Here is a 12,062-nt window from a genome sequence, read left to right on the forward strand (position 1 = left end):
CGGCCAGGTCTGCAGTTCCTTGGCTATTTCGGCAGTCGTAGACCCTGCGTCAAGAAGGATCGAGGTTTCGCCTTCTATGAGTCTGAGGGCGGCCTTGGCGATCAACGCCTTTTCTTTGGCATGGAGAACGGCGCGCTCTGGGTAAGGGCGAGCCACGAATTCGCAAGACTGCTGCTTTAGCCTGGCGGCACCGTAATGGACCTCAACGATCCCATCGTCCTCTAGCCTGCGAAGGTCTCGCCGAACCGTTGATTCGGACACCCCCATCTGCTGGCTCAGCTGTCCGATCTCGGCGACTCCGCCTTCTCGCATCAGCTCGATAATCTTGGAACGCCGTTCAAGCGGGTACATGCCAGGGTACCTCCTGTCATGCCATGAGGGTGGGTTGGGTTGCGCAGTTGACTATTTCTGCACTGACTTGCATACTCCTGCAAATTCGTAGCGCCATATGAAAAAAAGCCACCACCATGGTGAAAGACATTGCACTTGGGTTCCTGACACAGGGGATATCGAAGAAGGTTGTCGTGTCCCTTGCGAGCGCAGGGATCGAGACTTGACGAGAGGGTCTCGAAGGGTAGGGCCGGCACGTCGGGCCGCCATGCAAGCATGCTGGACTCCACTCCTGAGCAGTCCTGAAGGAGATGTGCTCGAAGTATCGAATACACTGGAAGCCAACGGCCAGACCGGCTTTTTTGGCAACCCATCTCATTGGCGAAGGAGGTACTAATCAATGCGGAGGTTTCTGACACTTGTTTTGGCTGCATTCGTGTTTCTGATGGCATCGTCGATCGGAGCTGCGTACACGCGTCCCCTGCTCGTAGGCAGAAATGGAATAGTACTTGCGGGGCACCCTGTGGCGGCACAGGCAGGCATGCGCATACTACAGCAGGGAGGTAACGCCTTCGATGCCGTTATTGCCGCTGCGTCTGTACAGGCTGTAATGGAACCGCATGCCACAGGAATGGGTGGTCAGGGCCCGATTGCTATTTACGATGCAAAGACAAAGCAGGTGAGGATGCTGCACGGATACGGCGAGGCACCGATGGCCGCCACAGTTGATCTGTACCCGGACAGCGCCACTCAACTGTCTGGGCCTCTGTCCGTGGCGGTGCCGGCTAATGTGGCCGTATGGTGTGAACTGAACAAGACATACGGTTCGATGCCTCTCTCGCAAGTGCTTGAGCAGGCCATAGACTACGCAGAGAACGGGTTCCCCGTCGGCGAGTTCCTTGCGGAGAGGCTGCAGGGCACGTCGACCTGGATGAAGCTATATCCAAGCACAGCGAAGGTTTTCATGCCAGGTGGCAAGGTGCTCGGTGTGGGCGACCTACTGGTGCAGCGTGATCTTGCCAATTCCCTTAGGGAGGTAGCCTTAGGCGGTCACGACGCTTTCTATAAGGGTTCTATAGCCAGGAAAATCGACGCCTTCATGAAGGAAGAGGGCGGCATACTAACCTATGAGGATATGGCAAAACACCAGGCCAAGTGGGTTGAGCCCATACGAACGAACTACCGTGGCTATGATGTCTTCGCTTTCCCGCTTCCTTCGTCCGCTGCAACAACTCTCATGATTCTCAACATCCTTGAGAACTTCGACCTCAAGGCGCTCGGCCAGAACAGCCCGGACTACTGGCATCTCATTGCTGAGGCCTGCAAGCTTGCTTGGGCTGACAGGTGTGCTTATATGGCGGACCCCAACTTTGTCAAGGTGCCTATGGCAGGCCTGCTTTCTAAGGCGTATGCCAAGGAACGTGCCAAGCTCATAAGCCTTGACACGTCCCTCAATCCTGCTCCTGCAGGAAAGCCCGCTCCGTATGACCCCGAGTACCCAGGAAACACCACCCAGACGACTGTCATAGACAAATGGGGCAACATCGCAGTCTATACTAGCACTGTCTACAATTTCTGGGGATCGAGAATGGTCGCGGAAGGCACTGGGATCGTGCTCAACGACGCCATGGGGTGGCTGGACCGGGATCCCGAGAGCGTAAACAGGATAGAGGGCGGGAAGATACCGCTGTGCAACATGGATCCGATAATAATCCTTAAGGACGGCAAGCCGTTCTTCGCCACTGGCTCACCGGGTGGGCCGCCGATCCTTTATACTACCGCACAGATGGTCATTAATGCTATCGATTTCCAGATGAACCCGCAGGCGGCCGTCGAGGTGCCCAGAATCGTGTACTACCCTGACAGTGATCCTGCCAAGTCCAGGCTCAACATCGAACCTCTGGTGCCTCAGACGGTTATAGATGGAATGAAGGCGAAGGGGCAGAACATCTCGGCTTTCAACGTTAAGGATTACACTATGAGCTGTGGCGGCCACCTAGCCGTCAAGATCGACCCTACGAACGGGGCTCTTCTGGGAGGAGCCGATCCTCGTCGCGAAGGCTATGGGGTGGCGTGGTAATCAAGCGCGCGAGCCTGTGACGTGTTGAGCTACAGTTGATGGTTCTGCCGGGCCAATAGCGCCCGGCAGGACATCATCAAGAATAGGAGGCACACGATGAAAAGGGCAGCGACAGTAGTATTGGCCCTTGCCGTGGCTTGGGTAGTCACCGCTGGTCCGGTGGCGTCCGGAGATGTGTTTAAGGCAGAGATGCCGGCGTTCATTATGAGCGCCGGGCAGAGTATGGACGCCGAGATGATATATGTGTGCGCCAAGAGGGCAAGACTGACAATGACGTATGACCCGATGGCCACGTATGACACGATAAGAAAGTCCGGGGCCAAGACTCTCATTGTGGGCTTTGGGAACAGCGGTAAAGGCCTTGGAGCTGCTGGAGTGAGCGAGAAGGCAGAGTACCAACGGATCAATGACGTGCTCTCCAAAGCTAAGAGGGACAACATAGTGATAATCGGAGCACATGTCGGGGGAAGCGTGAGGCGCGGTGCGATAACCCACCAGTTCATGGATCCTTTCCTCGGCTACTGCAATGCCTTCTTCTGCCTTGAGGACAGCGATTTCGACGGTTTCTTCACCAGAGCCTCAAAAGAGCACGGATGGCCACTGATGAAAGTACCGGAGATAACTGACTTGGGGGGCCTGCTCAAGCAGGTGTTCAGCAAGTGATCGGGCGAGCGAAGGGGGAGTAGTGATGTACGCTCAAACCCTCGCCGTACTCGGACTTATGATCCTCGCCTTCGTTGTTGCCGTGCGCCTCAAGGCCGACAGCACACTTTCACTGCTGTCAGCCACAGCGGCGGGGGCCATATGGTCAATCTTCCAAGACGGTCCAGTAGAAGTCATAGCACAGTTCGTGGAAGGTGGGTTTTTCCTCTTCAACATCGCGATGGTCGTCTTCTGTGCGACATTCTTCGTTATGGTCTTGAGGAGAAACGGGGCCCTGGATGCTATCGTCTCCGATATCACGCGGGTATTCCAAAGACGCCCTGCCCTTCTCCTTATTGCTATGACTCTTGTGGTGATATTCCCAGGGGCGTTGACTGGTTCGGGCACCGCGGCCGTGATGGCGACGGGTGGGCTGGTAGGCCCTGTCCTTGTCTCCTTAGGCATCCCCATCGAATCGGTGGCTGCCATAGTTGCCTTTGCCGGAACCATGGGCATGATCGCACCTCCGGTCAACATACCGGCGATGATTATCGCCGAGGGTGTGGTTATGCCATACACCGGGTTCACGTGGCCACTGTTGTTGCTCACGATACCGCCTGCAATCGCAGCTAGCCTGATAATTGGGCTTCCGTGGGTGAGAAAACGAAAGGGGTTGGCCGAGAGCATCATCTCGGAAGTCGACCGAAAGGCTCAGGGTGCAAGATCGTATTTGGGCGTCGCCGTTGTGGTGACCCTTATGGTCCTCACCAGGCTCTTTCCGTATTCGCTCCCTGTGCTGGGCCTGCCCTTGATCTTCGCAATAGGCGCATTCGCCGCGCTCGCAGCAGGACTGAATGGCAGAGGTCTGTTGATGGAGCTTTTGGGATGCTTCAACGATACGGTCCGCGAGACTCTTCAGGTGATCGGCATACTGATAGCAGCTGGTGCCCTGCTACAGATTATGTCACTTACTGGGGTGAGAGGGCTAATCGTGGTCACAACGATCACCCTTCCTCCTATGTGGCTTTATGTTATGATGTCGACGATGTATCCCCTAGTGGGGGGGGTTCTGACCAGTTTCGGCGCCGCGACTGTCATAGGTGTCCCTCTAGTTCTGTCGTTCTTAGGAAGGAACAGCATACTGGTTGCCTCGGCAGTGAGCGCTGTAGGTGGCCTGGGGGTGCTCGTACCTCCCACCTCCATTGTGGGTGCTTTCGCGGCTTGTGCCGTAGGCTATCAGGGGCCATACTGGAGCGTACTCAGGAAATGCATCATACCGTGGGCTATTGTTACTGCCTTGTCAGTGCTCATGGTGGTATACTCCAAGAGACTCCTGTTCCTGGTTTGAGGAGGCCCGGGATATGGATGTGATCATGGTATTGTATAGGGCTATCTCAGCTTGCATCGGCCTTGGCTTCCTAGTCAATGCTTGCCGCACCAAGAACCGAGCGGAGCAGTTCGTGTCGGCTTTCGTCATGTTACCGTTTCTGCTTCGGGCGCTTGGTCTGAAGTGACCGAGCCTAGAGATGTGAGGGAAGTGGTTCACGTGAACTCCCTAAAGAGGTATTCTGCACTGCTCTTCATTTCACTCATGGTCATCATTGGCGGTGTTGCCGCTTCGAGATTCCGGATGAACTCCGCCGTGGAGCCCATCTACCCTGGACCAGGTGTGACGCGGCAGACGTCTCTATCAGAGTACCTGCCCTCACTCAAAGGCACGGCCGGCGATTCCCGCGTGTATGTGCTGGAAGGCAAGGAGCCCGGTGCCACAGTGCTTGTTTTAGGCGGAGTCCATCCTCCAGAAATATCCGGCGTCCTCACTTCTGTCATACTGATCGAAAACGCGGAGCTGGAGGCCGGACGGCTCATAGTGATTCCGCAGTCCAACGCCAGTGCGTTCACTTACACCCCTCCAGGAGAAGGCTGGCCCTCTCAGGTTGAGATTAAGACATCGTCAGGAAGCATAAGACGATTTCGACTTGGAGACAGGCTGACGAACCCAAGAGACCAATGGCCAGACCCTGATGTATACAGCCACTATCCAAGTGGCAGGCTGCTGGCGGGTTCAGAGGTTAGGAACCTGAACCGCAGCTTTCCCGGGAGACCTGATGGCCTGTTCACTGAGAGGGTGGCCTATGCCATAACCGAGCTAGTACGGAGAGAGAGAGTCAACCTCGTAATCGACCTCCACGAGGCCCCTCCCCAGTATCCTGCCGTCAATGTGCTCGTAAGGCACGAGAAAGCGGGCGAGCTTGTAGCAGGAGCCGTAATGGACCTGAAGGCCTTCGATGGTGTAAGCATAACTGCAGAGCCGAGCCCAGCCGCACTGCGGGGCCTTTCCCACCGTGAACTCGGCGATCACACTGATGCCTACGCCACTCTGGCCGAGACGGCCAATGTCATTCTGTGGCCACTAAGGGGCAAGAGCAATTCGGAGCTCGTACTCACCGGAAAGGACGATTTCGTGCTGAAGGCTGCTAGGGCGAGGAAGCTCTATGTGAAGTACGACGAAAGTGGACTACCGATAGAGCTCAGGGTCGCAAGGCATATCGCGACTGTCACAAGGCTTATGGAAGGATTGGCCTATGAGAATGAAGCGTGGGTGGTGAAGATCAGTGGGTTACCCACTTACGACGAGGTGGTTGGCGGATATATCGGTGACTGGCTGAGAGGAGAGTAGATCATGCGCACCTGACAGGTTGATTAGCTTAGTTCCGCGCGGAGCAGCATCGAAAGCGCCCAAGAACCCAGTGGGATGCGGCCGCTCTTACTTACGGTCTAAGTACGATGACAATGGTCGACAATTGAGTAATCCGCCGCTTACGGGGAAGCCAGACCACTTCAGACGGACCGTTTCGTGTCCTGCGACCCTGCGGAGCGTGCCCCGTGTGGGCGCGTGGGTTGAAACTGTATCTTCTAGTTGTTCTAGCACCACACCAAGTAATCGCGCCCCGTTCAGGCGCGGGAACCGAAACAAACATGCATCAACCCATGCCTGAGCCCCCTATCGCTGACCGTCAGGCGATCGGTGCCGAATCTGAGGACTATGCTCTTGAGTATGCAGGCGCCCGCGAGTATGACATCAGCCCTCTTAGGGTGCAGGCCGGTTACCTTGCGCCGGTCTTCTACGGTCATTGACGAGTAAATGTCTATCTGTCGGTTGATCTCCTCGAGGCTCATCTCGGAGCCCTGGACTACATCGGGGTCATAGGTCTCCATCTTGTGCATAACTGCTCCCATGCTGGTGACCGTGCCGCCCATGCCGACAAGTTGGTCTACTGGCCCTGATACCCCGTTTGCCTCCAGAAGCTCGGCTATTGCTTCCATGGCGCGGGCCAGTTCCCCCTTGGTCACCGGGTTCGATTTGAAGAACTCCTCAGTTATCCCAACTACTCCGAGGTTGATGCTAAAACGCGTGTGCAACTTGTCTCCCCGGCCGAAAACGAACTCAGTACTTCCGCCACCAATGTCGATAATGGCCAGTCTGCCCTGGCCTAGGACTATCCCAGACACCGCGGCCAAGTACGCAAGGTATGCCTCTTCATCCCCGGAGAGTATGCGCACCTCTATCCCGGCCAGGTCCTTAACTGCCTTGATGAAGTCCTGAGGGTTCGAGGCCGTCCGCAGCGCCATAGTCCCTACAACAGCAATCTGGTCTGCACCACCTTGCCTCGCCATGGCAACGAACTCCGCCACAGCCTGGGCATTCCTCGTGATAGCCTCCTGGCTGATGGTACCCGTCTCCCTTAGGCCCTCGCCAAGCCTTGCGATGTTGTTCCTGTCCATCACAGTCCGGAGGACGCCGTCCGCTCCCATCTCAGCCAGGAGGAACTTGACGGAATTGGTCCCTATGTCTATCACTGCCTTCCTATTCATCTCAGACCTCCAATGCCTCAGGTGCCTCGCTATTACTGCCTTCTCGATGTCGTGCAGGGTGACGGGAGCGTGCCGGGCCCCACCGTCTCTGTCATTGACAGTTCATCTGTCTGTGCCACAACCTCGAGTATTAGTATTCGAGCGTGGCATGTCTGCACCTTCCTGTATGTTGACTTCGGGTGCGGGGAGTCCCATCTTCGCGTTCCCGCCACGGTCAGGGCCGGTGCTTGGGTGCGCAAGATTCTTAGTACATCAAGGTATTCAGTATATGAAAACTCTCCCGTTGACAATATCTATATTCCTAAAGTAGAATGAGTGTGGACCCTTAGGTCCCTTCTGCATATACATGCATTTGTATCCATGACTGCCCGCGCCTCATTCCGCCGACGACTGGTGGTGGTGGCCATGCTCACAAAATATGGGTATGTAGGTGAGCGGATACGCAGAGAAAGGCTCAAGTACAGACTGAGCCTTAGCGATGTGGCCAGGGCGACCGGGCTCTCACAATCTTTCCTGAGCCTGCTTGAGAATGGCAAAGTAATTCCGTCCGTCAAAGTGCTGGACAAGATCGCTTCCTTCTTCTCCATTCACATCGCCACCCTATTCGAGCAAGAGGAGTCTAACAACACCGCCTTCCTGTTCCCGAAGGAGCGCCAAATAGAGGTATCCTCCGAGAAGGAGCGCAGCCTCAGGTTCCTTCTGCCCAAGGCCAATGCCGTTCTCGAACCCGTCCTTGTAACGCTTTATCCCAATGCGACGAACCTCCAGTTCACTGTGCACAGGGGCATGGAGTACGGATATGTCCTTGAGGGCACCATCACAGTGGAGATCAAAGGGCACGAGCCGTTGACATGCTGCGAGGGGGACTCCATCCTCTATCGGGCCACTGATGAACATAGGCTTGTAAACTATACCGACTCAATAGCCAAGGGGCTCTGGGTGGGAGTGCCCACCCCGGGTATTCTGGTGGATGTGCCTTCCCAGGCGGGGCCTGCGAAGTAGGCCCCGGAGGCTCGCGTACATTCTGGAGCCGCAATCCTATTTGAATAGGGGGGTCGGGATGAAGAAGATCATCAACAAGCCGGAGAATGTTGTAGGTGAGATGCTCAGAGGACTCGAGAAGGCGCACTCAGATCTTGTGCGGGTCGTACCCGGAACACAGGCCGTGGTAAGAGCGGATGCGCCGGTCAAGGGCAAGGTCGCCATCATCACCGGCGGGGGAAGCGGCCATGAGCCCGCACATGGAGGTTTCGTTGGCCGTGGCATGCTCGATGCGGCGCTTGCAGGAGCGGTTTTCTGTTCTCCTCCTCTCGATGATGGAATAGCAGCACTCGAGGCATGCGACGGTGGGGCTGGCGCGCTCTTTATAGTCAAGAACTACACCGGAGACATACTGCTCTTCGACATGCTAGCTGATGAGGCCGCGGATCGTGGCATACCCACTAAGAGAGTGCTTGTTGTTGATGATGTGGCGGTCGACAACCGCGAGGGCACCACGGGCCGCAGAGGTGTCGCAGGCACCGTATTCGTACACAAGATCGCAGGCGCCATGGCGGACAAGGGCGGCAGCCTGGATGAGGTACACCGTGCTGCCCAGAAGGTAGTGTACAATGTAAGGACAATGGGTATGGCCACGAGCCCATGTCTCGTTCCCGGGCGCGACAAGCCCAACTTCCAGCTGGCCGAGGATGAGATGGAAGTCGGAATCGGCATACATGGTGAGCCCGGGGTGCGTAGGGCAACCCTTACCACCGCACGTGAACTAGTCCACCAGATGATGGATCGCATAGTCCCCGACCTTCCTTTCGCGGGCGGGGAAGAGGTTGCCGTCATGGTCAACGGGATGGGCGCCACACCACTGATGGAGCTCTATGTGATCTTCAACGAAGTTGAGCAGTACCTGGTCTCGAAAGGCATCAACCCCGTGAGGAACTACGTGGGGGAGTACATGACTTCTCTTGAGATGGCAGGGTTCTCGATTACACTTCTCAGACTTGACGACGAACTCAAGCAGCTTCTGGACCATCCTTGTGAGACTCCGGGGTTGGTTGTTAAGTAGAACTGCTCCCGGTGTTCTCCTGATAGGAGGGGAATGAACACGGTTTTCACCACTGAAGAGGTAATAGCGGTTTTTCGACGCATGGCGGACACAGTGGCGGAGAATGAGCAGTACCTGAATGAGCTGGACTCAACGATCGGAGACGCGGAACACGGACTCAACCTGAAGCGCGGATTCGGAGCAGTCCTCGCGAAGCTCGATTCGCTGAAGGACATGGACCCGGCGGCCGCAATCAAAAGGGTCGGCACGACTCTGGCCGGATCAGGCTGCGGATCAGGACCAACTTTCTTCGGGCTCGCGATAAGGGCCGCGGGGGATTCCCTTCAGAAGACGGGCATGAACACCCCTGCTGACCTCGCCCAAGCCTTCGAAGCGGCCGTGTCCACTATTAAGGAGAAAGGCGGGGCGGAGGTCGGACATAAGACCATGGTGGACGCGCTGGAGCCTGCGGTGCTGGCTTTCCGCGCGAGCGTATGCAGGGGGGAGTCACTCGAATCGGCCATGAAAGCTTCGGTATCAGCAGCGGAAGCCGGCATGAGATCCACCACGGACATGATTGGAGTGAAGGGCAGAGGCTTTCATGCGGGGGAGAGGGGAATAGGACATCAGGACCCTGGGGCTACATCGGCGTATCTGTTACTGAAGAGCATAATGGATACGGTAACCAATAGGTAGAGGGAGGATTGAAAATGAGAAAAGCCCTTGTTCTCACGGTCTTTGCAGTGCTTCTCCTGGGTACCGTCGGCCTCGCACAGGTTTCTGAAGTGGTCCGCATCGGGCTATCCGCTCCGATTACCGGGAACTATGCGGAGTACGGTCAGAACTTCCAGATCTCAGTTCAGATGGCCGCAGATGAGATCAACGCGAAGGGCGGCATACGCGGCCGCAAGGTCGAGTTTGTGGTGATGGACAGCAAGGGCGATCCCAAGGAGTCTGCCCTCATAGCCCAGAAGTTCGTGGAGGACCAGACCATAGTTGCCCAGATCGGTGACTTCACCAGCACCTGTTGCCTTGCTGCAGCCCCCATCTACGAGAGGGCGGGCATGGTGCAGCTGTCACCTACCGCGTCGAGCCCAGACTTCGCTCCTTCAGGCAAGTACATGTTCGGCATAGTCGGCACCCAGGACGCCGAGGGCCCGTTCAACGCGAAGAATATCGCCCAGGACTACATGGGCCTCAAGTCCGTTGCGGTAGTCTTCATCAACAATGACTGGGGCGTAGTGACCAAGGACAGATTCGTAAAAGCCGCCGAAGCAATAGGGCTCAGGGTTACCACATCCCAACCCTTCCTCGAAGGGGAGAAGGACTTCACAGCCATTCTGACCAGGATAAGGCAGGGGAACCCGGAGGGCTTGTTTATCGCGGCTATGTACAACGAGACTGCATCCATTGCCCGTCAGCTCAAGAGGATGGGCTGGAACGTAAAGATGCTCGCCCCCAGCTCGGTCTTCACTGCCCAGCTCCTGACCCTTGGCGGAGACGCAGTAGAAGGCCTGGTCACCAACGCGTTCTTCATCCTCACCGACCCGGATCCGAAGGTCCAAGCATACATCAAGGAGTTCGAAGCAAGGGCCAAGAGGTTCCCGAACCTGCATGCTGCATGCGCCTACGACGCAGCGTGGATTCTCTTCAACGCGATTGAGAAGGCCGGGTTCAACCGCGCGGCCATCCGCGACGCTCTGGCCGCCACCAAAGGGTACATGGGAGTCACTGGGGAGATCACCTTCACTCCCGTCGGCGATGTGGTGCGCAAGTACAAGATCATCGCGGTAGAGAAAGGCGAGTGGGTGCTGAAAAGAGGGTTCTAAGAGTATCCTCTACATGATGGATCAGCGGGCGTGAAATCGGCGGAGGCGGGCTCCCGGATACGTGGTGTGGCGGCGGCCCGCCTCCAGTGCCGAATCTACGCAGGACAGGGCACCGAGTTTTGGGACTTGGAGGAGAGAATATGTTCTTTCTCCAACAGCTCGTAAACGGATTGACTCAGGGATTCATTTACTCACTCATGGCTATCGGCCTCGCCATGATAATCGGGATCGTTGGCCTCGTCAGCTTCGTGAACGGCGAAGTGATAATGATAGGCGCATTCGCCGCCTTCTTCGCGGTCACGTATTTCCACGCCAACGCGGTCCTCGCTCTGCTTGTGGGGTTCGCGGCATCGGCGATTCTCGGAGTCATGCTGGAGCACGTCTGTTACAGGCCTTTTCGGCGGTCTTCAAGGTATATGGCCTTGATATGCACTATCGGTATGTCCATATTCCTGAAAAGCTTGGGGCAGGTAGTCTTCGGAATTGAGCCACGATTTGTGCCGGACCTGCTGGGAACGGGGTTCATCTCCCTGGGCGATATCCGGATAGCCCATGTTCAGATAGTAGTGGTGGCCATAGTTGCCGGCCTCATACTGACCCTTCAAGTATTGCTCTATCGGACGAGGACCGGAATATCCCTCAGGGCGGTGGCCATGGACAAAGACGCGGCCGCACTTGTGGGAGTGAATGTCAACCACACGGTGATGCTCGGCAACTGCATCGGCTGCGCCCTGGGAGGGGTGTCGGGCGCGCTCATAGGCATATACTACAACTCCGTCCACGCCCTGATGGGGGCGAGCGTGGCCATGAAAGCCTTTGCTGCCGTGGTGTTCGGCGGGCTCACGAGCATACCCGGTGCAGCCGTGGGAGGGCTAGTGCTCGGTGTCGTGGAGAACCTGGCAGTGTCCTTCTTGTCGTCCGGGTACAAGGATATCGTGGCCTTCCTGATTCTCATCTCAATTCTGCTCGTGAAACCCTCAGGGATCATGGGGCGCAAGGGTCTGGGGGTGTGAGGAATGAGGCCGGGATCTAAGGCGCTAACATGGACACTCCTGGCCGTGCTTGTTGTGGCACTCCTCCTCCTGCCGGTGGTGGTGAAGAACAACTACCAGCTCAGGGTGGCTGTCCTCGTGCTCCTACATGTGGTACTCGCAAGCTCTCTGAACCTGATAAACGGGTACTCAGGTCAGTTCAACATCGGTCATGCCGGATTCTACTGTATTGGGGCATACACTGCTGCAATACTGGCCACGAGATACGGATGGAG

13 protein-coding genes are annotated in these 12,062 nt (G+C 56.6%); 11 read left to right on the forward strand and 2 right to left on the reverse strand.

Features of this window, described 5'->3' with window-relative positions; all coding sequences use genetic code 11:
- The coding region (locus tag NUW23_02865; GenBank protein ID MCR4425120.1) for a DeoR family transcriptional regulator at positions 1-351 on the reverse strand (351 nt) is incomplete at its 3' end.
- Between the two features lie 379 nt (positions 352-730).
- On the opposite strand from NUW23_02865, the gene ggt reads away from it, so the two are divergent.
- From ggt to NUW23_02890, 5 genes are all read left to right on the forward strand, one after another.
- Positions 731-2,410 carry a gamma-glutamyltransferase gene (ggt, locus tag NUW23_02870; protein ID MCR4425121.1) on the forward strand — a complete coding sequence of 560 codons (1,680 nt, stop codon included), beginning with the start codon at positions 731-733 and terminating at the stop codon, positions 2,408-2,410.
- Positions 2,411-2,506: 96 nt separating this feature from the next.
- Positions 2,507-3,073, forward strand: coding sequence for a DUF6305 family protein (locus NUW23_02875; protein ID MCR4425122.1), 567 nt, complete (start codon positions 2,507-2,509; stop codon positions 3,071-3,073).
- A 25-nt stretch (positions 3,074-3,098) separates the two neighbouring features.
- Positions 3,099-4,400: a TRAP transporter large permease subunit gene (locus tag NUW23_02880; protein MCR4425123.1), complete on the forward strand. Its 1,302-nt coding sequence runs from the start codon at positions 3,099-3,101 to the stop codon at positions 4,398-4,400.
- 13 nt (positions 4,401-4,413) lie between these two features.
- On the forward strand, positions 4,414-4,566 hold the full coding sequence (locus NUW23_02885) for a hypothetical protein (GenBank protein ID MCR4425124.1): 153 nt from the start codon (positions 4,414-4,416) through the stop codon (positions 4,564-4,566).
- Between the two features lie 32 nt (positions 4,567-4,598).
- On the forward strand, positions 4,599-5,732 hold the full coding sequence (locus tag NUW23_02890; protein MCR4425125.1) for a succinylglutamate desuccinylase/aspartoacylase family protein: 1,134 nt from the start codon (positions 4,599-4,601) through the stop codon (positions 5,730-5,732).
- Between the two features lie 275 nt (positions 5,733-6,007).
- On the opposite strand, the gene NUW23_02895 is transcribed toward NUW23_02890, so the two are convergent.
- Complete coding sequence (locus NUW23_02895; protein ID MCR4425126.1) at positions 6,008-6,928, reverse strand: Ppx/GppA family phosphatase; 921 nt, start codon at positions 6,926-6,928, stop codon at positions 6,008-6,010.
- Between the two features lie 405 nt (positions 6,929-7,333).
- Between NUW23_02895 and NUW23_02900 the strand changes: the two genes are divergently transcribed.
- The 6 genes from NUW23_02900 to NUW23_02925 form a co-directional block, all read left to right on the forward strand.
- Positions 7,334-7,930 (forward strand): helix-turn-helix domain-containing protein, encoded by a 597-nt coding sequence (locus tag NUW23_02900; protein MCR4425127.1) that lies wholly within the window; start codon positions 7,334-7,336, stop codon positions 7,928-7,930.
- Between the two features lie 58 nt (positions 7,931-7,988).
- Positions 7,989-8,987, forward strand: a complete 999-nt coding sequence (dhaK, locus tag NUW23_02905) for a dihydroxyacetone kinase subunit DhaK (protein MCR4425128.1) — start codon at positions 7,989-7,991, stop codon at positions 8,985-8,987.
- Between the two features lie 33 nt (positions 8,988-9,020).
- A complete protein-coding gene (gene dhaL / locus NUW23_02910; protein MCR4425129.1) occupies positions 9,021-9,662 on the forward strand; it encodes a dihydroxyacetone kinase subunit DhaL in 642 nt (213 codons plus the stop codon).
- A gap of 14 nt (positions 9,663-9,676) precedes the next feature.
- On the forward strand, positions 9,677-10,795 hold the full coding sequence (locus NUW23_02915; GenBank protein ID MCR4425130.1) for an ABC transporter substrate-binding protein: 1,119 nt from the start codon (positions 9,677-9,679) through the stop codon (positions 10,793-10,795).
- Positions 10,796-10,935: 140 nt separating this feature from the next.
- On the forward strand, positions 10,936-11,808 hold the full coding sequence (locus tag NUW23_02920; protein MCR4425131.1) for a branched-chain amino acid ABC transporter permease: 873 nt from the start codon (positions 10,936-10,938) through the stop codon (positions 11,806-11,808).
- 3 nt (positions 11,809-11,811) lie between these two features.
- Positions 11,812-12,062: hypothetical protein (locus tag NUW23_02925; protein MCR4425132.1), on the forward strand; the 251-nt coding region annotated here is incomplete at its 3' end.

The organism is Bacillota bacterium (assembly GCA_024655925.1).
Classification (GTDB): Bacteria; Bacillota; DTU025; order DTU025; family JANLFS01; genus JANLFS01.

Excerpts from the sequence above, each read along its gene's own strand:
- ggt (MCR4425121.1), top strand. The coding sequence starts at position 731 with ATGCGGAGGTTTCTGACACTTGTTTTGGCTGCATTCGTGTTTCTGATG.
- NUW23_02875 (MCR4425122.1), top strand. The coding sequence starts at position 2,507 with ATGAAAAGGGCAGCGACAGTAGTATTGGCCCTTGCCGTGGCTTGGGTA.
- NUW23_02880 (MCR4425123.1), top strand. The coding sequence starts at position 3,099 with ATGTACGCTCAAACCCTCGCCGTACTCGGACTTATGATCCTCGCCTTC.
- NUW23_02885 (MCR4425124.1), top strand. The coding sequence starts at position 4,414 with ATGGATGTGATCATGGTATTGTATAGGGCTATCTCAGCTTGCATCGGC.
- NUW23_02895 (MCR4425126.1), bottom strand. The coding sequence starts at position 6,928 with ATGAATAGGAAGGCAGTGATAGACATAGGGACCAATTCCGTCAAGTTC.
- NUW23_02900 (MCR4425127.1), top strand. The coding sequence starts at position 7,334 with ATGCTCACAAAATATGGGTATGTAGGTGAGCGGATACGCAGAGAAAGG.
- dhaK (MCR4425128.1), top strand. The coding sequence starts at position 7,989 with ATGAAGAAGATCATCAACAAGCCGGAGAATGTTGTAGGTGAGATGCTC.
- dhaL (MCR4425129.1), top strand. The coding sequence starts at position 9,021 with ATGAACACGGTTTTCACCACTGAAGAGGTAATAGCGGTTTTTCGACGC.
- NUW23_02915 (MCR4425130.1), top strand. The coding sequence starts at position 9,677 with ATGAGAAAAGCCCTTGTTCTCACGGTCTTTGCAGTGCTTCTCCTGGGT.
- NUW23_02920 (MCR4425131.1), top strand. The coding sequence starts at position 10,936 with ATGTTCTTTCTCCAACAGCTCGTAAACGGATTGACTCAGGGATTCATT.